At 44.5% G+C, this 25228-nt stretch carries 16 protein-coding genes; 15 read left to right on the forward strand and 1 reads right to left on the reverse strand.

The genetic code is table 11. From position 1 onward, the window contains the following. Positions 1-72: 72 nt before the first annotated feature. The 6 genes from gatA (at position 73) to ABIB39_RS04685 (ending at position 13662) form a co-directional block, all read left to right on the forward strand. A complete protein-coding gene (gatA, locus tag ABIB39_RS04660; RefSeq protein WP_354427719.1) occupies positions 73-1497 on the forward strand; it encodes an Asp-tRNA(Asn)/Glu-tRNA(Gln) amidotransferase subunit GatA in 1425 nt (474 codons plus the stop codon). Between the two features lie 60 nt (positions 1498-1557). Further along, positions 1558-2772 carry a lytic transglycosylase domain-containing protein gene (locus ABIB39_RS04665; RefSeq protein ID WP_354427721.1) on the forward strand — a complete coding sequence of 405 codons (1215 nt, stop codon included), beginning with the start codon at positions 1558-1560 and terminating at the stop codon, positions 2770-2772. 108 nt (positions 2773-2880) lie between these two features. Continuing rightward, positions 2881-5178 (forward strand): NADP-dependent malic enzyme, encoded by a 2298-nt coding sequence (locus ABIB39_RS04670; protein ID WP_354427722.1) that lies wholly within the window; start codon positions 2881-2883, stop codon positions 5176-5178. A 6-nt stretch (positions 5179-5184) separates the two neighbouring features. Next, on the forward strand, positions 5185-5769 hold the full coding sequence (gene ruvA / locus ABIB39_RS04675) for a Holliday junction branch migration protein RuvA (protein WP_354427723.1): 585 nt from the start codon (positions 5185-5187) through the stop codon (positions 5767-5769). A 24-nt stretch (positions 5770-5793) separates the two neighbouring features. After that, the gene (gene sov, locus ABIB39_RS04680) at positions 5794-13014 is read left to right on the forward strand and encodes a T9SS outer membrane translocon Sov/SprA (protein ID WP_354427724.1); all 7221 of its coding nucleotides are present in this window, start codon (positions 5794-5796) and stop codon (positions 13012-13014) included. A gap of 9 nt (positions 13015-13023) precedes the next feature. Next, entirely contained in the window at positions 13024-13662 is a 639-nt protein-coding gene (locus ABIB39_RS04685) for a hypothetical protein (RefSeq protein ID WP_354427725.1), read from the forward strand. A 61-nt stretch (positions 13663-13723) separates the two neighbouring features. Here the strand turns inward: ABIB39_RS04685 and ABIB39_RS04690 are convergent, their stop codons facing one another. Next, positions 13724-15532, reverse strand: a complete 1809-nt coding sequence (locus tag ABIB39_RS04690) for a hypothetical protein (protein WP_354427726.1) — start codon at positions 15530-15532, stop codon at positions 13724-13726. Between the two features lie 151 nt (positions 15533-15683). Between ABIB39_RS04690 and miaB the strand changes: the two genes are divergently transcribed. From miaB to ABIB39_RS04735, 9 genes are all read left to right on the forward strand, one after another. Continuing rightward, a complete protein-coding gene (miaB, locus tag ABIB39_RS04695) occupies positions 15684-17132 on the forward strand; it encodes a tRNA (N6-isopentenyl adenosine(37)-C2)-methylthiotransferase MiaB (RefSeq protein WP_354427728.1) in 1449 nt (482 codons plus the stop codon). A gap of 41 nt (positions 17133-17173) precedes the next feature. Continuing rightward, complete coding sequence (locus ABIB39_RS04700; RefSeq protein ID WP_354427730.1) at positions 17174-17545, forward strand: four helix bundle protein; 372 nt, start codon at positions 17174-17176, stop codon at positions 17543-17545. A 33-nt stretch (positions 17546-17578) separates the two neighbouring features. After that, entirely contained in the window at positions 17579-18826 is a 1248-nt protein-coding gene (locus ABIB39_RS04705; protein WP_354427732.1) for a sigma-54 interaction domain-containing protein, read from the forward strand. 13 nt (positions 18827-18839) lie between these two features. Next, the gene (locus ABIB39_RS04710; RefSeq protein WP_354427734.1) at positions 18840-19394 is read left to right on the forward strand and encodes an LptE family protein; all 555 of its coding nucleotides are present in this window, start codon (positions 18840-18842) and stop codon (positions 19392-19394) included. 20 nt (positions 19395-19414) lie between these two features. Continuing rightward, complete coding sequence (locus ABIB39_RS04715) at positions 19415-21307, forward strand: hypothetical protein (RefSeq protein WP_354427735.1); 1893 nt, start codon at positions 19415-19417, stop codon at positions 21305-21307. Between the two features lie 11 nt (positions 21308-21318). Next, positions 21319-21681 carry a preprotein translocase subunit SecG gene (gene secG / locus ABIB39_RS04720; RefSeq protein ID WP_354427737.1) on the forward strand — a complete coding sequence of 121 codons (363 nt, stop codon included), beginning with the start codon at positions 21319-21321 and terminating at the stop codon, positions 21679-21681. A gap of 240 nt (positions 21682-21921) precedes the next feature. Further along, a complete protein-coding gene (locus tag ABIB39_RS04725) occupies positions 21922-22215 on the forward strand; it encodes a co-chaperone GroES (protein WP_354427738.1) in 294 nt (97 codons plus the stop codon). A 131-nt stretch (positions 22216-22346) separates the two neighbouring features. Beyond that, complete coding sequence (gene groL, locus ABIB39_RS04730) at positions 22347-23981, forward strand: chaperonin GroEL (protein ID WP_502916164.1); 1635 nt, start codon at positions 22347-22349, stop codon at positions 23979-23981. A 338-nt stretch (positions 23982-24319) separates the two neighbouring features. Next, positions 24320-25108, forward strand: coding sequence for a mechanosensitive ion channel family protein (locus ABIB39_RS04735; protein ID WP_354427740.1), 789 nt, complete (start codon positions 24320-24322; stop codon positions 25106-25108). Positions 25109-25228 lie beyond the last annotated feature (120 nt).

Genomic DNA, 25228 nt, shown 5'->3' on the forward strand with positions numbered 1-25228 from the left:
GCTGTTAACACTTATAAAACTTATCTGTTGAAATATTTATGCTTCAACAGATAAGTTTTTTATTTTAGGCCCATGGCTAAACACTATTCCGCTTATACCGACATTAAGAACGGGTTGAAAAGTGGGGAGATCACAGCTGAAAGCCTGGTAAAGGGCTACCTTCAGCAAATACAGCAAAACGCACATCTTAACGTTTTTAACGAGGTTTTTGATACCGAGGCCCTTGCTGCTGCAAAAGAGGTTGACGCGAAGATAAGTAACGGTACTGCCGGTAAACTGGCCGGTATGGTTATCGCTATTAAAGATAATATCTGCTATAAAGGGCATAAAGTAACAGCCTCATCAAAAATTTTAGAAAATTTTACTTCAATATATTCATCAACCGTGGTGGAGCGTTTACTGGCAGAAGATGCCATCATTATAGGCCGCGCCAACTGCGATGAATTCGCTATGGGTGCCGCTAACGAAAACTCGTTCTTCGGCGCGGTAAAAAACCATGCGGATAATACACGAGTGTCTGGTGGTTCATCGGGTGGTTCTGCTGTCGCAGTGCAGGCAGGTATGTGCCACGCCGCTATCGGTACAGATACGGGTGGTTCGGTTAGGCAACCCGCAGCTTTTTGTGGTGTTATTGGCCTTAAGCCAACTTACGGGCGCATTTCGCGCCATGGCATCATTAGCTACGCTTCGTCTTTCGACCAGGTTGGCCCGATAACCAAATCGGTATCCGACGCCGCTTTGTTATTAGAAATTTTGGCAGGTGACGATGAATACGATGGTACTGTATCGCAGCACCCCGTTCCCGAAGCAAAAAACCTGCGAAAGGAAACAGGCAAAAAAAAGATCGCTTACATGCAGGAGGCTTTATCCAGCCCCGGCGTAGATGCTGAAGTTAAAGCCACGCTTACTACTTATATAGAGAAGTTACGTGCCGATGGGCATACCGTAAAGCCTATCTCGTTCGAGCTTTTAGATTACCTGGTGCCAACCTACTACATATTGGCTATGGCCGAGGCATCATCAAACCTTGCCCGGTACGATGGTGTGCATTACGGCTACCGTAGCCCCAATGCCACCGACCTGGAATCGACGTATAAGCTAAGCCGCTCCGAAGGTTTTGGTAAAGAAGTTAAACGCCGCATTATGCTGGGCACGTTTGTATTAAGCGCGGGTTACTATAATGCCTATTATGCAAAAGCCCAAAAGGTTCGCCGCCTGATCCAGGACAAAACCAACGAGATCTTAAAAGAATTTGATTTTATACTAACCCCCACCGCTCCCGAGCCTGCATTCGCTATCGGTGTGAAAGAGAAAGACCCTGTAGTAACTTACCTGCACGATATTTTTACCGTTCAGGCTTCGCTTTCGGGCATGCCCGCCATATCGCTCCCGGCAGGCAATAACGGGAAAGGTTTGCCGTTAGGTTTACAATTATTGGCCAAAAGTTTTTGCGAGCAGGAACTGTTAAATTTCTCGGAATATTTCCTGCAACTATAGAAATTTAATACATTAGTAAATAACTGTAAGGCTTTTCCTGCGGATAGCTAACCCTAAAATATGAAGAGACTATTTACTTTTATTATTTGTGCCTTATTTGTACAAATAGTTAAAGCAGATGCCAACGCCGGATTTGCCATTGAGGCAGAGATGGTTCAGCAGGACACCAACGTGGCGCCCCCCATAATACAAGCTCCCGTATCCATCTACCAAAACAATATTATAAAACGCCGGCTGGATACCATTCAAAATGAGGTGCCTTTAAATTACAATGGCTATGTACAAGCTTACATAGATAATTACACCCGCCGTAAGGATGAGATGGGCCGCATGTTAGGGCTGTCTAAATACTACTTCCCTATTTACGAAAAGGCATTCCGCGATGCGGGCATCCCAGATGAAATTAAGTACCTGTCGATAGTGGAGTCGGCGCTAAACCCGAACGCTATTTCCAGGGTAGGTGCTGCCGGCCCTTGGCAGTTCATGTCAGAAACAGCTAAGGTCTACGGTTTGGCAATGACAGATTATGTTGATGACCGCCGCGACCCCGTACGCGCCAGCAACGCAGCAGCCGAATACCTAAAAGACGCCTACCTGCAATTTGGCGATTGGCTGCTTGCCATAGCATCATATAACTGTGGTAAAAGCAACGTGCTGCACGCGCTGGAGCAAACCGGCACACACGATTACTGGAGCATCCGAGAATTGTTGCCTGCCGAAACCCGTGGATATGTACCGGCGTTCATCGCCGTGAATTATGTGATGAAATATCATAAATACCATTATATAGTACCGCAAACCAGCGACCTCGCGATAGTTACCGATACCATAATGGTGAACAAGTTTGTATCGCTAAGCCGCGTAGCGCAGGCATTGGGGATGACGTTGAAAGACATTTGCACCCTAAACCCATCGTATCGCCAACAGTTGGTTAACGGTACGGCAGCTGTCCCGCGCAAAATTGTGGTCCCGGTGGTAACTGCCGAACGGCAATCTATTTTACAGGATGCCATTGCTGATCTGTCGTCGCCCATCCGCACGCCAAAACCTCTCCGGTACATTGCTATCGAAACGTCTGATCAATCTGTTGATCAAAGAACTGTTGTTCCCGGTTCAACAATTATTCACATTACAAAAAAGGGCGATACACTTGCCAATATAGCGGCAAAATACAATGTCAAAATTAGCGATCTGCTGCAATGGAATAAAGCATTAGGCACCAACACTACCCTGCCGTTACTACCGGGATTAACCGTTAACTTAGGCAGGGGATAGATAGATTTCCGATAAAGCCCGGTTTTGATGTATTTCGAGGCCGGGCTTTATTTATTAGATAGTTCAGGAAAAGTAATCGTAATTTTGAGCGCTTGAATTTTTGAGATCATGAATAAACCAAATCGTAAACAGGACGCCTTAAATTACCACTCAAAAGGCCGGCCTGGTAAAATACAGGTAGTGCCTACAAAACCTACTAATTCTCAGCGCGACTTAACTTTAGCATACTCTCCAGGCGTTGCCGAGCCATGCTTACGCATAGCCGAAAATGTAGAAGATGTATATAAATATACTGCAAAGGGTAACCTGGTGGCCGTTATTAGTAACGGTACCGCGGTTCTTGGCCTGGGCAATATTGGCCCCGAAGCCAGTAAGCCGGTAATGGAAGGTAAAGGCCTCCTGTTCAAGATCTACGCGGATATCGATGTGTTTGATCTGGAGATCAACGCCAAAACGGTTGATGAATTTGTAAACATAGTGAAGGCCTTAGAGCCAACCTTTGGTGGGATTAACCTCGAGGATATATCTGCACCAACATGCTTCGAAATAGAGCGCAGGCTAAAGGCCGAGATGAAGATCCCGGTGATGCATGATGACCAGCATGGCACGGCTATCATATCCGGCGCGGCGTTGATGAATGCCTGCGAGATCCAGGGAAAAAAGCTTGATAAGATTAAATTGGTAGTAAACGGCGCCGGTGCAGCAGCGGTATCATGTACCAAAATGTACCTGTCGCTTGGGGTTAAAAAAGAGAACCTGGTGATGTTTGACATTAATGGTTTGTTGACGCGGGAACGTACCGATCTGGACGAAATGCGCCTGCAATTCGCTACAGACCGTAAAGATATCACCACCCTTGCCGATGCAATGAAAAATGCCGACGTATTTGTTGGTCTTTCGGCAGGTAATGTGGTTACCCCAGCTATGCTGGTAAGCATGGCTAAAAACCCCGTAGTTTTCGCGATGGCTAACCCAGAGCCCGAAATTTCTTACGACTTGGCTATTGCCGCCCGTAAAGATATCATCATGGCAACCGGACGGTCGGATTTCCCTAACCAGGTTAATAACGTATTAGGCTTCCCGTATATCTTCCGCGGTGCGCTTGATGTTAGGGCGACTGCAATAAATGAAGAAATGAAGATCGCCGCGGTGAAGGCCATAGCCGAAATGGCTAAAAAGCCCGTTCCCGAGGCCGTGAATTTAGCATATAATATTACCAACCTTAAGTTTGGCCGCGATTACATCATCCCCAAACCAATGGATCAGCGGCTGATCACCGAGGTGTCTTCGGCGGTTGCCAAAGCAGCTATCGATTCTGGTGTGGCGCGTAAAGCCATTACCGACTGGGATGCTTACAACGAAGAACTATTGTCACGCCTTGGCACAAATAATAAATTGCTGCGCGATCTGACCAACAAAGCCAAGCAAACGCCAAAACGTGTGGTATTTGCCGAGGCCGATACTTATAAAATATTACGTGCCGCCCAGATCGTTAAAGACGAAGGCATCGCGACCCCAATATTGTTGGGTAATGCGGACCGCATCCGCGAGATAATGCGCGAGAACGAACTTGACCTTGACGATGTACAGATCATCGACCCAAGAACAGAGATTGAGCGCTCGATGGAGTTCGCCCAATTCCTGTTCAAAAAGCGCCAGCGCAAAGGTGTAACAATGGTTGAGGCTAAAAAGCTGATGATAGACCGTAACTACTTTGGCGCTTGTATGGTGCACTTTGGTGAAGCAGATGCATTGATCTCGGGGTTAACTAAAGACTACGCTACTACTATTAAGCCGGCATTGCAGATCATCGGTACCGAAGCAGGTGTAAACCGTGTTGCAGGTATGTACTTAATGATCACCGAAAAAGGCCCTGTATTCTTTGGCGATACCACCGTAAACATCAACCCTACCGCGCAGGAACTGGTAGACATTACCGTTTTGATGGACCGCTCTATCAAACAGCTGAATATAAAACCACGCATAGCGGTATTATCCTACTCCAACTTTGGCTCTAACGAAGGCGAGATCCCCGAGAAAACCAGGGAAACCGTACGCATCCTGCATGAAAAATATCCCGAAATAGTGGTAGACGGCGAGATGCAGGCCAACTTTGCCCTAAACTCCGAATTACTTGGCGATAACTTCGAGTTTTCGGTATTAAACGGCAGACCTGCAAACACCCTGATATTCCCTGGTTTAGCATCAGGTAACATCGCTTATAAACTTTTACAGGAAATTGGCGGCGCAGAAGCTGTTGGCCCTATCCTGTTGGGTATGAAAAAGCCCGTTCACGTATTGCAGTTAGGTAGCTCTGTTCGCGAGATTGTGAACATGGTTACGATAGCAGTGATAGATGCACAGGTAAAATGTGCTGAAGCAAAACCATCAAAAGCAAAAAAATAAAATTATATGTACGATTATATTGATGGGAAACTGATTTTTAAGGGCGGTGCGCATGTGGTGATAGATGCCGGGGGCATTGGCTACCACATCAATATATCGTTAAATACCTATGGGCAGTTACCCGAGGGCGAACGCTGCAAACTGTTTATTTGGATGCACGTAAAAGAGGACGCACACACCCTTTATGGTTTTGCCACCGAGGGCGAACGCAGGCTATTCATGCACCTCATCTCCATTTCAGGTATAGGCCCAAACACGGGGCGCATGATGTTATCTTCCATCACCCCGGCCGAGATCCAGGCGGCGATTGTTCAGGGTAATGTTTCGGCAATCCAACGGATAAAGGGCATCGGCCCAAAATCCGCACAGCGCGTAATTTTAGAACTGCAGGACAAGCTTAAAAAAGAAGGACCAGACACATTAACGGTAATGCCAGGGTTAAAAACGGCAAAAGATGAAGCCCTTTCTGCCCTTGTAATGCTTGGATTTGTTCGTAATGTTGCAGAAAAAGTTTTAGACCAGGAAATAAGTAAAAATACAGGTGTATTAACTGTAGAACAACTAATTAAATCTGCCCTAAAAAGCTTATAATTACCTTGCAATAATTTATACCACTTGATAAAAAATTTTACCATCAAGCTTTTTGTAGTCATACTCTTTGTATCTGCTTTAAGTGGAGTGGGGAAGGTATTTGCCCAGCAAACGCCCATATCAAGGCCGGTAACGCCGCAAAATGTAGGCAACCAGCAAGGGTCGCAGATTCCCGGCCAGGGTGTTCCTGGTCAGCAGCAACAGCAGCAAATTCCGGGTCAGCAACAACTAACCACCGGGCAACAGCAACGCCAGCCGGGCCAGCAGGTACCTAAAACTACAGCCACTACAATCCCGGCCTTAAAAGTCGATACCAGCATACAGCTTGGCCCTATAAGCCTTGCCGAGCCTCATAGCAAAAGGGCACGCTCCGGTATATTTTTTACCGACCCTCCGGGCCTGGTGCGCACTTTAGAATATGATGCCGCAACTAACAAATACATTTTATACGAGCGCGTGGGTAACCTGCTTTACCGCGCGCCACAATATTTAAGTTTTGGCGAGTACCTGATGTTGCAGCAACGCGGCGTAAAACGCGAATACTTCAAGCAATTATCAGACAATTATAATGTTGAATCTGAAAAGCCTGGCTTTATCCCGCAGATGAAGATCAGGAGCAAAACCTTCGAGCAGATCTTTGGTAGCTCTAATATCAACATCCGCCCGCAAGGTTCGGCAGAGGTGATATTGGCCGGGCAGATCAATAAGAACGAGAACCCGCTATTTAATACCCGCCAGCGTAACCAGTTCAACTTTAATTTTGACCAGCGCATCCAACTAAATGTTACCGGCGAGATTGGCGACAAGTTAAAGATCACCACCAATTACAATACCGAAGCGCAGTTTCAGTTCGAGAACCAAATAAAACTGGACTACACCGGCCACCCGGACGAGATCATCCAAAAGATAGAGGCGGGTACCGTAAGTATGCCACTAAACACTACTTTAATATCTGGCAGCCAGGCATTGTTTGGTGTTAAAACCAAGCTTAAGTTTGGCAAGCTGGATGTAACGAGTATCTTCTCGCAACAGCGTTCTCAAGCAAAAAATATTACCATTACCAACGGCTCGCAACAGCAAAATATAAACATCACCGCTGCCGATTACGAGGGTAACAAGCACTTTTTCCTGTCGCAATATTTCCGCAATACCTACAACAGGGCGCTGGCAAATATCCCCATCATCAGCTCTAACGTAAACATTACCAAAATTGAGGTTTGGACAACCAACCGTACCAATGTAACTACCGACTCGCGCGATATATTGGCGTTTCTGGATTTGGGCGAAAACAAACCATACAATGCAACTTTAATACAGGGTGGCGCGGGCTTTAGCGGCTTACCTGCCGGCTTTAAGGGCCCAGGCTTTACGCAGCAATCAAACTCGTTATTAAATAATTTGCCACCCGGCGCACGCACAACAAATTCAAACGACGCGGCCGCATATTTCAGGACTACAGGCGCTACGGATAACTACGCTAAACTTACCTACGCCCGTAAGTTAACAGATAAGGAATTTACCCTGCACCCGCAACTGGGTTATATCTCGTTAAATTACCCATTAAATAATGATGAGGTGCTGGCAGTGGCGTACCAATATTCGATGAATGGCGTGCAGTACCAGGTGGGAGAATTTAGCAGCGATAGGGCGGTTGACCCAAACACGCCAACCGTTTTATACACCAAATTATTAAAAAACGAATTGCTTAAAACCAACCTGCCAACCTGGGACCTGATGATGAAAAACATCTACTCGCTTGGTGCAGGCCAGATAAGTTCAACAAACTTTAGGTTGAATATTTCGCGGTTGGATGATAAATCGGGCATAGAGAAAACCATAATGGACGAGGGGGCAAATACCAAAAGTAAACGGTGGATGCAGTTAACCGGCGTAGACAACCTGGATCAGCAAAACGATAAACGACCGGACGGTTACTTCGATTTTTTGGAGGGTGTTACGATCGATTCTCAACAAGGGCGGATCATGTTCCCGGTACTGGAACCTTTTGGCAGCGACCTTGCTAAACAATTTACCGTCAGCGAACCCGACCTTGTAGCCCGGTATGTTTACCAGCCTTTGTATGATTCTACCAAAACCATCGCGCAGCAATTTTTTCCAAAACTGAACAGATATTTAATAAAGGGTACATATACCGCGCAAAGCGGATCGGAGTATCAATTGAACGCGGTGAATGTTCCGCAAGGCTCGGTAGTAGTTACGGCCGGTTCGATAAAATTACAGGAAGGGTCAGATTATACCATTGATAACAGTGCGGGCCGTATAAGGATATTGAACCAGGCGCTGCTTGCATCAGGCCAAACCATTAATGTTAAGTTAGAAAACAACGAACTTTTTGGGGTTCAGCAAAAATCATTATTTGGCTCGAGGTTTGATTACCATGCCAGCGACAAGCTATTGCTGGGCGGTACCATTATGCACCTAACCGAACAACCCATCACCCAAAACGAAATTGTGGGCGAGGAATCTATCTCCAATACCATTTGGGGGCTCGACGCAAATTACAGTACGCAATCGCGCTTTTTGACGCGCCTTGTTGACAAGATCCCGTTCATTAATACTAAGGCACCATCAACCATTAACTTTAGCGGCGAGTTTGCCAAGTTAATGCCGGGCAGCCCCGGCGCGTTAAATTTTGCAGGCTCTAAGAACGGTACATCCTATCTTGACGATTTTGAGAGTAGCCGTTCGGTGATCGATATAAAAAGTTCTATCAACTGGCAAATCTCGGGCACTCCGCAAATGTTTGCCGAGAATGATGCCTTTAATGACTTGAGCTATGGCTTTAACCGCGCGCGTTTGGCCTTCTTTAATATCGACCCGATATTTTACACAAGTTCCAGCACCGTGCCGGTATCGCGAGGCGAACTATCTAACCATTATGTAAGGCAGGTTATCGAGCAGGAGGTTTTTCCTTTTAAACAATCTACCACCGGGCAACCGTTAAGTTTGTCGACTTTGAATATGGTATTTTACCCAACAGTGCGTGGTCCGTATAATTATACCACTACCGGGGTAAATACCGATGGTACCTTACAAAACCCTAAAGCACGTTGGGGCGGTATGTTCCGAAAGCTGGAAACTAACGATTTTGAATCGCTGAACGTAGGCTACATTGAGTTTTGGATGATGGATCCGTTCATCTACAAACCAAACGCGGCAGGTGGTGATCTGTATTTCAACTTAGGTAGTGTATCTGAAGATATCCTGAAAGATGGCCGCAAGAGTTTGGAGAACAGCCTGCCTGTTGATGCCGCCGCTGGCGCGAATGTAGATGAAACCGTTTGGGGCAGGGTATCAAAGTTACAGCCTGTTATCAACGCATTCGATAATAACCCCGATTCGCGCAGGTTGCAGGATGTGGGTTTGGATGGATTGAATGACAATGATGAGAAGGCCAAATTCGCGCCAGTAGTACAACAGGTACAGGGCGTGTTAAGTCCGCAGGCTGCAACAGCCTTCTCGGGCGACCCTTCATCAGATAATTACCAATACTACCAAGGCGCAGCGCTTGACCAGGCAAACGCCGGGATCCTGGATCGTTACAGCCGCTATAACGGTACCGATGGTAACTCTAAAACAGCAGAACAATCGCAGGCAGAACTGGGCATCCAGACATCGGCATCAACATCTTTGCCTGATGGTGAAGACATCAACCGCGATAATAATATGAGCCAAACCGACGAGTACTTCCAGTACCGTGTATCTATCCGCCCGCAGGATATGGTTATTGGCCAAAACTTTATTAACGATAAAATCACCTCGAACGTAAAACTGCCTAACGGTACCACACAGCCGGTTACCTGGTACCAGTTTAGGGTGCCGATAAACGAGTACCAAAGCAAGGTGGGTAACATCCAGGATTTTAAGGCCATCCGTTTTATGCGGATGTTTATGACAAACTTTGCCGATACATCGATACTGCGTTTCGCGACCCTGCAACTGGTAAGGGGAGAGTGGCGGACATTTAACGCCGAAAATAACCCGCAAAATGTAATTGCCGATCCTGCCATTGTTAGCCCCGTTATTGATGGCTCTACTTTAGATGTGCAGGCCGTAAACATCGAGGAGAACGGTAACCGCACGCCAATACCTTACGTGGTGCCACCGGGCATTAACCGCCAGCGTAACTACAACAACCTGCAAACCGATACCAAGCTTAACGAGCAATCGCTATCCTTAAATGTAAGCAACCTGCGCGATGGTTACTCAAGGGCGGCGTTCCGCACGTTCTTTAACGATCTGCGGTCATACAAACGCATCCAAATGTTCATTCACGCCGAGGGCGACCAATTAAAGGATAACGATCTTAATGGTTTTGTACGCCTTGGTGTTGATTACCAGGATAACTATTATGAATACGAGGTGCCCCTCGGTATCACCCAACCCGGCACCCGCGATCCGGGCAGCATCTGGCCGGCAAATAATGAACTTGACCTGCAGCTATCTATTTTGATAGACGCCAAGCTGGCCCGTAATAATGCCAAACTAAACGGGCAGCCGTGGCCTTTTACTATCCCGTTTGTGTATACCGACGGCAAAAACAAAGTAACCATTAAAGGCCAGCCCGACTTGAGCCGTCTGCGTACCATTATGCTTGGTGTACGTAACCCGTACAAACCCGGCGGTTTGGCAGGTGATGACGGCTTAAATAAAACTGGGACGGTTTGGTTTGATGAATTGCGCTTAACCGACTTTGACCAGCGTGGTGGTTGGGCTGCTACCGCAAGGGTTGATGCCGCCTTGGCCGATTTTGCGAATATCACCGTATCGGGCACCAAAAGCACCATCGGCTTCGGTACGTTGGACTCCAGAGTTGGCGACCGTAATCGGAGCGATAATCAGGCGATAGACGCATCGGCAAGTGTTGAGCTGGGTAAGTTTTTCCCGGAGAAAAGCGGCATCCGCATTCCGGCTTATGTGAACATCTCTACCCAGATAAGCACCCCGCAGTATGACCCCGGATCGCCGGATGTGGAACTGAAAAAATCGCTTGCTGCAGCGCCGACTAACCAGGCCAGAGATTCGATTAAGAACGTAACGCAAGATTTTACCACGCGTAAGAGCATCAACTTTACTAACGTGCACAAGGAGCGTACAAACACTACTGCCCCGGTGCATGTTTGGGATATTGAGAACTTTGCCGCTACCTATGCCTATACAGAGTACCAGCACCACGACTTTAACGTGGAGAACGATTTTGCCAAGACCTATCGCGTAGCGCTGAGTTATAATTATAATAAAGATCCTAAATATTACACGCCGTTTGCCAAGATCATTAAGAGCAATTTGCTTGCCCTGGCGCGCGATTTTAACTTTAGTATCCTGCCATCAAGGTTGAATTTCAGTATCAATTTTGACCGTTATTACTCGGAAAATACCCTGCGGAATAACGACCCGAATAACTTTATAGCGATCCCAACAGCGTTCAATAAAAACTTTAACATTACCCGTGTTTACGGTATAGGGTGGAATTTGTCGAAAGCGTTGACACTGGATATCGATGCGACAAACCTATCCGTGGTAGATGAACCGGCCGGGCGTATCAATGGCTTGAAACGCGATACCCTTTGGGAAAATCTTTGGAAACTTGGCCGTACCACCAACTACAACCATACTATTAATTTAAACTGGACGGCGCCAATAAACAAACTACCCGGCCTTGACTGGACAGCGCTAACCGTGCGTTATAGCACCAACTTTAATTGGCAAAGCCAACCAGAGTTTGCCATAAACGACCCAATGTATGATGTAGGTAACAGTATCCAAAATGCACGCACCATACAGCTGAACCCTAACCTTAATTTCTCCAACTTCTACAATAAGTTTAAGGGCCTGCGCAAGGGTAAGGATGAGAAAACGGGCGCGGCGAAGTTTTTCCTGGGCATATTGACGGGAATCAAAAACATTAGCGGTACTTATACGCGTACCGAGGGTACATTCCTGCCGGGCTATCTGCCAAAATCAAATTTATTTGGTGAGGATTTTACTTATAACGCACCTGGCATAGGGTTCTTATTGGGCAGCCAGACCGATCTGCGCGCCAAAGCTGTTGCCAACGGTTGGATCACTAATGATACCTTGCAGAATCAACTTTATATAAAATCATTTAACGAGGACATCCGGCTGCGGAGTATTATAGAGCCGATATCAGACCTGCGTATCGAGCTGATCGCGTTTAAAACACAGGATAAAAATTATCAGAGCAATTTTAAATACCTGGCATCAACAAACAGTATCGAAAACCTAAGCCCGGTAACATCGGGTACTTATAGTGTTTCGTTCTTCTCGCTGGGTACGGCGTTTGCAAAATCGGGCGACATTAATAGCCGGTCGCCTACTTACCAAAAGTTTTTAGATAACCGTACCATTATATCGCAAAGGCTTGGCCTAACCAATCCAAACTCGGGTGTAGCGGCAGGTGGATATGCCGATGGTTACGGGGCAAACGCGCAAAACGTTTTGGTTCCGGCATTTTTAGCGGCTTATTCGGATAAAGACGCAGGTAAATCAAGCACCAGCCAGTTCCCTAAGATCCCGATCCCAAACTGGCAGATCTCGTATGCGGGCTTGGGTAAAATGCCATTTTTTTCCGAGCTTTTCGATTCTTTCGACCTTAAACACGGTTACCGCTCATCCTATATTGTAAGCAGTTTTACTACCCTGCTTCAATATCAGGAAAACAATAACGCTGTTAGTTCGAGGGACTTTAATAACGATTTTCTGCCGTTCTACCAGTTCTCGCAAGTAGCCATATTCGAGCAGTTCGTTCCATTATTAGGTGCCGATATTCGTTTTAAAAACAGTATGACGGCTAACTTCGAGTACCGTAAAACCCGCTCGTTAAACTTAAGTCTGCTAAACAGCCAACTGGCGCAGCAGGACGAAAATATTATGGTATTCGGGTTTGGTTACCGGCCTAAAAATTTCAGGATGCCGTGGGGATTATTTGGCACAGGGAATAAGGATAACAACGATATTAACTTTAAGCTTGATGTAGCAGTGCGCGATAATAAAACCCTGATCTATCGTGCCGATGTAGCCGCCGCCGAAGTGTCATCTGGCGCCAAAAACATCACCCTGCGCCCATCTATAGATTACGTGATAAACCAGCGCTTTAACCTTAATTTATTTTACGATAGCAACATCACCAAGCCATATACCTCGCAATCGTTCAATACCTCGTTTACCAACTTTGGTATCAATTTGAAGCTGTTATTGCAGTAACCTAATCTCATGAATAACAGATCGATTTTTATATTGGTAATTGGGTTTTTGATAGGCAGATGTGATAACGGTAAGCGTGTAAAATATCCTTTAACTACACCTATTGATACAGTAGATTATAAATCAATAAAAAAACAATTCAATTTATTAGAGGTAAGGGAGGCAAACAAAAGCTTGGGCGGCCTTACGCCTAATTATCCTATGGCTACGGCCTTGGAATCATGTAGAAATGGTGGAGGAAACGATTGGATGATTGGCGGCTTTATTTGCGTTATACCCAAGCCCGTTATTAAAATAAATAGTAAATACTTTTTAATAAATAATAAAGAGGAATTAAAAAAAGTTTACGCCCCTATTTCAAATATTGCCGAAGCGATGGGTTACGCTATACTTGTTACTAAAGGTTATCCCATTCTGGATGATAGGGAGTTTAAAAAAGAATATAAATATTATTATACACCATCCATTTCATCTGTGTATAAGGATGGCGAAAGCTATGTTGTAAAGCTTTTTTCGTACAAGGCTTTTGGTTGCAGTCATCCCTATAGTGAGATTATTTTTAAAGTGAGTGAAAATGGAGATGTCGAAAAAGTAAGCGAAAGAATTGCCTTTGAAGATCCAAAGGATAATGGCTTGTGTGTGGATTAGTAAAATCTTACGCTCTTTTGTGACGAGTGCTTAACATGGTTGGGCGATTTTATCGCTACAACTATTCTTTCTTCCCCTCTGCCTTTTTCTTCAACTCTTCTTTAAATTCCTTGTCCGCTTTCTCCTTTTCCTTCACCGCTTTTTTAACAATTTTTTCCTGCTCTTTTTTGTCATCGGTATTTGCCTGTTGGTTAAGCTTTTTTTCCTGGGCCGGGCCTATGCCTGCGCAGTTTTTGATACCACCCAGTAGGGTTAACCAAACTGTTTTAAAAAAAGGAAAGTTTGCAGGGCGTATGTAAACAACATTTGCCAGGCGCGGCTTGTTAGCGCCATCATCGGGGTTGTCATGTTTTAGGATAACAGCGTTGGCCAGTGCGCTTATCAGCGTATTTTTAGTATAATCTGCTCTAAGAATATCTACTTTTAAATCCTTATAAAGAAACAACACGGTGCCTTTAGATACCTTTTGTGTGCTGTGAATATCAAAATCAAAACTATTTACCCTGCCGGAAGTGGCCTTAACGGTACCTAAAGGCATTAATACCGTGTTTACATCGGTCATGTTTATTGGGGCAAGGTGCCCTTTGTACGAATAACTGTAATTGGCATCGCTTAAATTAAAAACAAAGCGCAGGTCGAGCCTGGCTTTGCCCAGGAAATAGCTGGTGACGTTTGCTGTAGCAATGTTATTCTTTTTAAGCAACTCCTTGTCATTAGTCAGGTTCAAAAACCGGCTTGAGATCTTATTAAAAGTAAGCGCACCGGTTTTCATGGGCTTTTTATTAAGCTGTTTATAAGTTACGGCAAAGTGTTTCAGGTCAAGCGTGTCAACATTAATGGTTGCTTTTATGGCGTGGCGAATGGCCCAATGCGGGAAGGTAACCAACCTGTCGGTAGTTGGCAGCAATCCATTATAGTTGCTGTAAACCTCAAAAAAACCATTATCCATCACCATACGTTTCACATTTAAAGATTGATCTTTTTGATAAGTGATGTAATCAAAATTATTAAGCTGGATCGAATCTATCCGTAAGGTATAACGGTCGGTTTTGCTTTTTCTAAAGAATAAGGTATGGTCAATAGGTTTTAGGTCTATACCCCTAATGGTCAGCTTTGACGATTGAGTAGATAACTTTATCGACCGCACCTTGAAAGTGTACAGGCCATCGCCCGATCTGCTGCTATAGTTTTTTAATTCGGTGTTAACGTCCTTACAATATAAAAAGCGTGAAGTGTCTGTTTGTGTGGCCGAATCTATCAGTAGGTCGGTTGCTTTTACATCCATCTCTTTAAGTTGCGATACGGCAACCTTTGGCCCGGTGTAATTGCTTTGCTTGTAATGGATATCGGTAAGTAATATCTCGCCAACATGTACCAGTTTAAGGCTTTTTGATAGCTTTTGGTAAAGGGTGCGCTTATCTTTTTTGGCGGTATCGGTTTCTTTGTCCGAATATTTATTGATGATCACCTCGGGTGAGTTAAGGGTGATGCGGCCGATATTTAATTTCTTTTTAAAATAGAGTTCAAACGCGTGGGCGCCGGATATTACCAGCCGTTTTACATGCAGTTCATAAAGTTTATCCGGTGCTTTCCCTTGTTTCTTCAGTCGGTGAAAAACAGCGGTATCGGCTTTGAAACTAATATCATATAACACGGCCTTGCCTTGCAGTACATTCAGGTCAAGGTCGCTGTAATTGATGGTGTACAGGCTGTCGGTACCTTTTAAAACGGCTTCTTTCAGCTTGGCTGACAGTTTAGGCGCTAAAATACTGTTGATACATAAAAGGGCTGCTGCTGCGATCACTATGATAGCCCCAAACACAATGAGCAGTATTTTTTGCCAGCGATGTTTAAAAAAGGTGTTTGCCATTAGTCGTTTCGGGTAAGTGTTAATGTAGTGAGCCCTATTACTGCTTGTGTGGTACTACAACAACAAAAAGCTAAAATTGTTAAAGCTCTGCCAAACTGTCACTTCGTTATATAAAAATTTGTATTTTTGCGGTTCAATTTTTTAGATGACAATGGATTTGCTTATACCGGATAAAGTGCATGATGAGAGCAGGCAAGGCGAGGCTTTAGTTTTAGAGCCCGTTGGTAAACACAATGGCCGTAAGCTTTATATAGAAAGTTATGGCTGCGCCATGAATTTTTCTGACAGTGAGATAGTAGCTTCGATATTAGCCGAAAAGGGTTTTGAGACCACGTCAGATTTTAAAAATGCAGATGTTATTTTCATAAATACATGCTCGATACGTGAGAATGCCGAGGTGCGCGTACGTAACCGACTGAAAGAATTTGCCGGTGCAAAATTCAAAAATCCCGGTTTGGTGGTAGGCGTTTTAGGCTGCATGGCCGAGCGTTTAAAAGCCAAATTTTTAGAAGAAGAAAAACTGGTGGATGTTGTAGTAGGCCCCGATGCTTACCGCGACCTGCCAAACCTGATAGAACAGGTTGATAGCGGCCAAAAAGCAGTGAACGTATTGCTTAGCCGCGAAGAAACCTACGCCGATATTAGCCCGGTGCGTTTAAATAGCAATGGCATTAATGCCTTTGTATCTATTATGCGTGGCTGTGATAATATGTGTTCGTTTTGCGTGGTGCCGTTTACCCGTGGCCGCGAACGCAGCCGTGACGCTTATTCGGTAGTTGCCGAGTGTAAAGATCTTTTTGACAAAGGCTACCGCGAAGTTACTTTGTTAGGCCAAAATGTGGACTCGTACAAGTGGAGTAAGCCATTGGCAGAAGGCAGTGAGCAGTTGGCAGTTGGCGACGAGATTTCTATTGTAAACTTCGCCAACCTGTTAGAAATGGTTGCCTTGATCAGCCCGGATCTGCGCGTGCGTTTCTCCACGTCGCACCCTAAAGATATTACTGACGAGGTTTTGCACACCATTGCTAAATACGATAATATTTGTAATTATATACACCTGCCGGTACAAAGCGGTAACAGCCGCATACTGGATATCATGAACCGTACTTACGACCGCGAGTGGTACATGAACCGGATCGATGCCATCCGCAGGATAATACCTGATTGCGCGGTCTCAACAGATATGATCACCGGGTTTTGTACCGAAACGGATGAAGAGCATAACGATAGCGTAACCATGATGGATTACGTGAAATACGATTTTGCTTACATGTTTAAATACAGCGAAAGGCCGGGCACTTTAGCTGCTAAGCGCTACGCGGATGACATCCCTGAGGAAATAAAACAACGCCGCCTGGCACAAATTGTAGCTAAGCAGCAGGAGTATTCTTTCTACAGGATGCAGGCACGTTTAGGCAAAGTAGAAAAAGTGCTGATAGAAGGTTTCTCCAAAAAATCAGACAAGGATTACTGTGGCCGCAGCGACCAAAACGCTATGGTGATTTTCCCGGTAAGCGAAAATTACAAACCGGGCCAGTACGTTAATGTATTGGTGGAGAGAACAACATCAGCAACGCTAATAGGGAAGATTGTAGAATAGAATTAAGAAACAAGAACCAAGAGATAAGACAGGAAAACTGCATGAGACATAATTTTAAGAATCTAAAAATATGGCAAAAAGCAATGGACCTCACAGATATTACCTTTGAATTTTGTAAAGAGTTGCCTGTTAGTGAACGGTATAATTTGATAGATCAAATTAATAGATGTTCTTGCTCCGTCCCTTCAAATATTGCAGAAGGTTCGGGAAAAAACACTAATAAGCATTTTGCAGAGTTTTTAGCAATCGCAATATCGTCTTCTTTTGAACTTGAAACACAATTGTTAATATGTGAGCGACGAAAATATGGGTCATTAGACAAATTAAGAAACTGCTTAGATTCAGTATCTGAGGTACAAAGGATGATATTCTCTTTTAGAGAGCATATTCTTAAATCAGAAACAATTTCTTGATTCTTGACTCTTATTTCTTGACTCTTTTTAAATATGGAAGTACAAGACATTAAACAACGCTTTGGCATCATCGGCAACTCGCCGTTGTTGAACAGGGCAATAAATATAGCCAACCAGGTTGCGCCTACAGACATTTCGGTATTAATTACCGGGGAGAGTGGGAGCGGTAAGGAAGTTTTTTCGCACATCATCCACCAGATGAGCCCGCGCAAGCATGGGCCGTTCATCGCGGTTAACTGTGGGGCTATCCCTGAGGGAACCATAGATTCGGAATTATTTGGTCACGAAAAGGGCGCCTACACAGGTGCTATCGGCGAGCGTAAAGGGTATTTCGAAACGGTTAACGGTGGTACTATTTTCCTTGATGAGATAGCCGAAATGCCGTTGGGCACCCAGGCACGCTTGCTTAGGGTATTAGAATCCGGCCAGTACATTAGGGTAGGGTCATCTAAGGTAGAGAAAACCAACGTGCGTGTTATAGCAGCCACCAATGTGGATGTTTACGATGCTGTTAAGGCCGGTAAGTTCCGCGAGGATCTTTACTACAGGCTAAACACTGTTCCATTGAAAATACCACCATTGCGCGAAAGGAAGGAAGACGTTTTCCTGCTATTCCGTAAGTTCACTTCAGATTTTACCGACAAATACCGTAGCCCGCCAATCCAGCTGGACGAGGCTGCACAACAGGTGTTAATTAACTATTCATGGCCCGGTAACGTCCGTCAGTTAAAAAATATGGCCGAGCAACTGGCCGTTTTAGAGCGCGACCATGTGATTACCGCCCCAACCTTGCTTACCTATATCCCCCGCGAGGCCAGCAGAAGCAATCTGCCTATGCGTTTAGATAACCAGCCAAAAGAAGATTTTTCTGAAAGGGACATCTTGTATAAAGTTCTGTTTGATATGAAGCGCGATATGGTGGAGCTGAAAAAGCTGGTAGCCGATATTATCGAGCACGGCGGCGTAAGCACCAACTACGCTAACAACTCGCCGGCTGTAACCCAGCTTTACCGCGATATAGAATTGCCAATCAATAACCACGAAGCACAATTTACCCTGCAGCAACCCGTTAACAATAACGTTAACAGCAACAACAACAACGACTACAGCATTACGCACGAGGCTGAAGAGATAGAAGAATCGTTATCGCTGATAGAAAAAGAATCTGACCTGATCCGCAAGGCGCTTAAAAAGCATAAAGGCAAACGCAAGCTGGCCGCAAATGAGCTGGGGATATCAGAAAGGACTTTATATCGTAAAATAAAAGAATTAGATTTATAGGGTATCAAATAACATGAAGAAAAGGCTATTTTTAAATATATTGGTATTGGGCACAGTTGTGATGTTGTTTAACTCATGCGCTTATAAGTTGTCGCTTAATGGCAAATCTATCCCGGCCGACCTGAAAACTATCGATATTCAATTTTTTGAGAATAATGCGCAATTGGTGGTGCCAACCCTAAGCCAAACATTTACCGAGGCGTTAAAAAGCCGTACACGTTCAGAAACAAGCATTAGCATAACACGAAGCGAAGCTGACGCTGTTATGAGCGGGGCTATTACAGGCTACAGTATTGCGCCGGTATCTATACAGGCAACTAATAGTAACACCGCGCCAATTGCCGGTGCCAGCCGTTTAACAATAACGGTTCAGGTAAAATATATAAAATATCTTTATAAGGATGGTAAAAGGACGAGCGATCCTGATAAAATTCTTAGTTTTGATGAATCGTTCACAAAATATAAAGAATTCACCGGCGATAGCGCATCGCAGGAACAGACTTTGATACCGGAAATAGTTAAACAGTTAACCGACGATATTTTTAACAAGGCCTTTGCCAATTGGTAGGCATTAAAGTTTAATAAAACGTGAGCGGATACGTAGATAGCAGGCAGAAAGAAATTTTATGGGACTTGTTGGCCAACCCGGCCGATAACGGATCGTCATGTATCCAAAGCCTGGAGCGTTTGGTTCAGGATAACCCGCAGAGTGGGTTGTTGCAGGTGCTGCTTGCCCGTGCAGGCGACAAAACGCAACTAAGCAAAGCAACAGTTTATTATAATTTGCGTACCCTCCACAAAATAGTTTATCGTCCCGAGGACCTTGCGGTGGTTAATGATGCAAGCATCATTCATTCAACAGGAGATTTTTACACTACGGCCCAAAAGTTTTTTAACGTCGGCAGCGCCCAGGCAAAACCTATTGATGCCGGTGCGTTCTACAATACATACGATACCCCAGCACAACAGGAAGGCATTGTTGCCGATGAACCGATAATCGAACCCGTACTACTTGATGATACGGATGCTTTTGATAACGGATACAACACAGCAGGCCAGCAAGAAGTAATTGTTGCTGATGAACCCCTAAGCGAGCCCTTACAAGTTATTGAAGCACAAGAGGAAGCCCCTATACAAGTTATTGATGAGCCCGAAGTAACCGAAGAAGTTGCCCGGGCACCGGTTGATAACTACGAACAAACCGTGGTAGAAACGCCTGCTGTAGCAGCAGATAATATTGAGGAAGAGCCGTTTGAAGAACCGGCCGAAACCCCTGTTTTGGACACCCCGGAAGAAGTTGCCGCTTTAGTAGAAAACAATGAACCTGAAAAGGTTGTGGAGCATGCTGAACCCGAGCCTGTAGTTGAAGAACCACAGGCTGTTGAACAAACGGAAGCCGTAGCCGAACAACTTGTTGAAGAAACTCCACCGCATATCCCACACTACGAGGCACCAAGGTTTAACGCGCGTTTCCCTAAGCCGGGGGCAGAAAATACAACTGCACCCGAACCTGTAGTTGAGCAACCTAAACAGGATATTGAAGATGAGGTTTACGACGAAATTGTAGGCATCGAAGATATTGGCTTTGAGCATAAAACTGCTGAAACGCCTGCCGAACCTGTTGCCGAAGCAAGGTTTAGCGAACCGCACATAGATAGCGGCCCCGAAGAAGAAGAGGCATCAGCAGTGTTGTTTCACCAGCCGCAGCCGGTTGTTGAGCCATTGCAGGATGGAAATAAGCACATCCAGGAACAGGAAGAGCGCCTGATAATGGGTAGCGCCATCGGTGCTGATTACCTGACATTCGATAAAAAGCTTGATGAGTTGCGGGGCGTTACAAATAACAGCGCACCCGTTAAAGAAGCGCCACAAGCCATAGCAATACCAGAGCCGCAACAACAACCAATAGCACAACTGGCAGAGCATACCGAGCAGCAGGTATCGCGCTACGACGATGATAAAATGCCGTACTCCTTTATGTGGTGGCTTAACAAAACCCGTAAGGAACATGCCGGGAGTTTCCAGCCTTACGCGAATGTTGAAGGGCAGCAGGCAGATGCTAAACAGGCCTCGCAAGAAACCGCGAACCTCGGAGGAAATGTTTCAGGTAATGAGTTGCAACAGCAGTATTACGCGAATATTTTTAGCCATACATCGGTAAGCGGTGTAGAGCGTGGTAACGAGCCCGGCAAGGTTGAGTTTGACCCCGCAAAAAAAGAGGACGTTATTATAGAGCGCTTTATCCATACCGAGCCGCAGATAAAGCCCCTGTCGGCAGACAGGCTGGATAATGAGAATAAAGCCAAAAAAAGCTCAGAAGACCTTAACGATTTTGTAACCGAAACCCTGGCCCGTATCTACTGCGACCAGATGCTATATCATAAAGCGATAGCTACTTATAAAAAATTGATATTGAAGTTTCCGGAAAAAAAGCTTTACTTTGCAGCCCAGATTGAACAGTTAGAAAATAAAACCAATTGATATAATAAGAAATGTATTTAGTTTTAATCATCATCACGATCATTTTATGTGTCCTTTTAGGCCTGATCGTATTAATCCAAAACCCTAAAGGCGGCGGTTTAGCTTCAAATTTTTCAGGTACGTCACAACTAATGGGCGTACAAAAAACCGGCGATTTTTTAGAAAAGGGAACTTGGGTGCTGGCTATCAGTATCATGGTTTTATCGTTGATGATCAACGTTTCGGTTAAAGATAGTTCGCAAAAAAGCAGCGACCCGGCTTTATTGGAGCAGATAAAAAACGACTCTAAACCAAAAGGTACAACTGCCCCTGTTACTGTACCGTTAAGCCAGCCTGCAGTTACACCTGCACCTGCTGCCCAACCTAAAAAGTAATAAGGTTATAAAAATATTTTAAAGGCTTTGGACTATACTCCAAAGCCTTTTTTGCTGAAATGGGGTTAACTGACACGTTGACACATAGGCGGTAATTGGTTATATCAATAGGTTGTAACCTTGCTTAAAAGGTGACAATTGAACAGTAAATATGCCAATGCAAAAAATAATGGCTGCTTGGCATAATTGATGTGAAAAGCTAAGCGAAACTTAAAATTATAAAATCAAAATAGTATTACTATGTCATTAAACATTAAACCCCTTGCGGATAGAGTGGTTGTAGAAGCTGCTGCTGCTGAAACCAAAACCGCTTCTGGTATTTACATTCCTGAAACAGCCCAGGAGAAACCTCAAAAAGGAACCATCGTTTCTGTAGGCCCGGGTAAGTATGCTGATGTTTCTGGCGCACTTATACCTATGAGCATTAAAGTTGGCGATTCTGTTTTATACGGAAAATACGCAGGTACCGAGATCAACGTAGACGGTAAAGAATACCTGATCATGCGCGAATCTGACATTTACGCGGTTCTTTAATAATTAGTGATTTAGTGAAGGAGTGAATTATTCTTTCAGTAATAAACAAACGAAACTTAAAATCAAAAAAACACATAGATTATTGGGGCGATGCTTTAAATCATTAACTCGATAAATCAATAATTAAAATCATGGCAAAACAAGTTAAATATAATGTTGAGGCACGTGACGCTTTAAAGCGTGGTGTTGATATTTTGGCTAACGCAGTTAAAGTTACATTAGGCCCCAAAGGCCGTCACGTAATTATCGACAAAAAATTTGGTTCACCGGCTGTTACCAAAGATGGTGTAACCGTAGCTAAAGAAATTGAGCTGAAAGACCCTATCGAAAACATGGGCGCGCAGATGGTTAAAGAAGTTGCATCAAAAACTGCTGATATAGCAGGTGATGGTACTACTACTGCTACCGTTTTAGCACAGGCTATTGTTACTGCAGGTATTAAAAACGTTGCAGCGGGTGCAAACCCAATGGATTTGAAACGCGGTATTGATAAAGCGGTTACGGCAGTTGTTGCAAACTTAAAAACGCAATCACAAACCGTAGGCGAGGATAATAACAAAATCAAACAGGTAGCGTCTATCTCTGCTAATAACGATGAGGTTATTGGTTCGCTGATAGCTGAAGCGATGGCTAAAGTTGGTACATCGGGTGTTATTACTGTTGAAGAAGCAAAAGGTACCGAAACTGAAGTTAAAACAGTAGAAGGTATGCAGTTTGACCGTGGTTACCTTTCTCCGTACTTTGTTACCAACTCTGATAAAATGGAAGTGGAATTAGAAAACCCTTACATTTTGATCTACGATAAAAAAATCTCTTCGATGAAGGAATTACTTCCTATCCTGGAGAAACAAGTACAAACAGGTAAACCATTATTAATTATTGCTGAAGACCTTGATGGCGAAGCATTAGCTACTTTGGTAGTTAACAAGATCCGTGGTTCGTTAAAAGTTGCTGCTGTTAAAGCACCGGGCTTTGGCGACCGTCGTAAAGCAATGTTAGAGGATATCGCTGTGTTAACAGGTGGTACCGTAATATCTGAAGAGCGTGGTTACAAATTGGAAAGCGCAGACTTGGATATGTTAGGCCAGGCAGAAAAGATCACCATTGATAAAGACAACACTATTTTAGTTAATGGTGCCGGTGATGCAGATTTGATCAAAGCACGTGTTGGCGAGATCCGCGCGCAAATCGAAACTACTACATCTGATTACGATAAAGAAAAATTACAGGAGCGTTTAGCTAAATTATCTGGCGGTGTTGCTGTATTGTACATTGGTGCAGCATCAGAAGTTGAGATGAAAGAGAAAAAAGACCGTGTTGACGATGCTTTACATGCAACCCGCGCGGCTGTAGAAGAAGGTATTGTTGCAGGTGGTGGCGTTGCCTTCATCCGCGCGGTTGCTGCTTTAACAGATCTTAAAGGTGCTAACGAAGATGAGAACACCGGTATCCAGATCATCCGTCGTGCTATCGAAGAGCCACTTCGCCAGATCTGCGAAAACGCGGGTATCGAAGGTTCGATAGTTGTACAAAAAGTTAAAGAAGGCACTGCCGACTTTGGTTACAATGCACGTACCGATAAATACGAAAACTTAATTGGCGCAGGTGTTATCGACCCTACTAAAGTAGGCCGTGTAGCATTAGAGAACGCAGCATCTATCGCGGCTATGTTGTTAACCACCGAGTGTGTGTTGGCAGACGAGCCTGATGATGACAAAGGTGGCATGCCACCAATGGGCGGCGGCGGCATGGGCGGCATGATGTAATCATCCCGGCTAAAAGCCAAGTATATAATATCAAACCCCTTGTCTGCTTTTTCAGACAGGGGGTTTTGTTTTATCAGCTCATTATGTACAGTTTAGCCGTTTTTATACCGGGCGGCTAATTGGTTTTGCCCCGAAATGGCATATTGTGTTATTTTTGTGTAACATAATAAATATCCGGCCTGTTAGGCACAGCATTTGAATATATGCTGGTATGAAACAAATAGTTAAAAAACGGAAGCATATACACAGCCACATTGTTGAGTGGTTTCTGTTTAAAGGCCCCGAGCTGTTTGTGACCCTGTACAGTTAAGAAAAATTCTTAATTTTGGCCCCTATCTATGGAGCTAAAAGATTTTTATCATCAATTACATGTTTGGTTGGTCGCTAACGGGCCAAGATACCTCTTCGGGATATTCCTTTTTTTTGTTGGCCTTTGGGCAATTGCATTTATTAAATCCCGCCTTACCAGGCGGATGAGCAAACGCGAAGTTCACTCTTCATTACAACCATTTTTTCTTAGCCTTTCTATTACCGCTTTATACGTCATACTTATCATCAGCGTATTTAATATCATTGGTTTCCAGCTTACATTTATTAGTACCGTTATTGGCGCATTGGGTGTGGCGGCGGGTTTAGCGTTATCCGGAACGTTGCAAAACTTTGCCGGCGGGGTGCTTATCCTGTTATTAAAACCCTTTGAAATTGATGACCATATATTAGCGCAAGGCCAGGATGGCCGCGTACAGTCTATACAGTTGTTTTATACGGAAATACTTACGGCAGATAATAAAACAGTTATCATCCCCAACGGGAAGCTTTTTAACGAAGTGATCACAAATATTGGCCGCCAGGGTAAACGCAGGCTCGATATCGATTTCAAACTGAACTATGGCGCCGATATCGAACAGGTGAAAGGCATTTTAACTGCGGCTATAAAAGAAGTACCCAATATAATGGGGGAACCTGCCGTTAAGGTGGGTGTGCTGCTTTTAGAGGCCGACGGCATGCGTTTTACCGTACGTGTATGGGTAGACCCGGCTCACTTCCTGGGTGCTAAAATGGTATTGCAGGAAAAAATAATCAACGATATTAAAGCAGCAGGGATCAAATTCCCTGGGATGTCATAAGTAGCGATTTAAGGTGGGTGTTAGGTATTAGCCTCTTATACGTCATAAACTAATCTCTGCTCGCCAATCACTGTTCTCTATCACTAAATGACTATTTTTACATCAAAATTCAACTAATAT

Origin of the sequence: Mucilaginibacter sp. UYP27, from assembly GCF_040547175.1 — a bacterium.
Lineage (GTDB): Bacteria > Bacteroidota > Bacteroidia > Sphingobacteriales > Sphingobacteriaceae > Mucilaginibacter.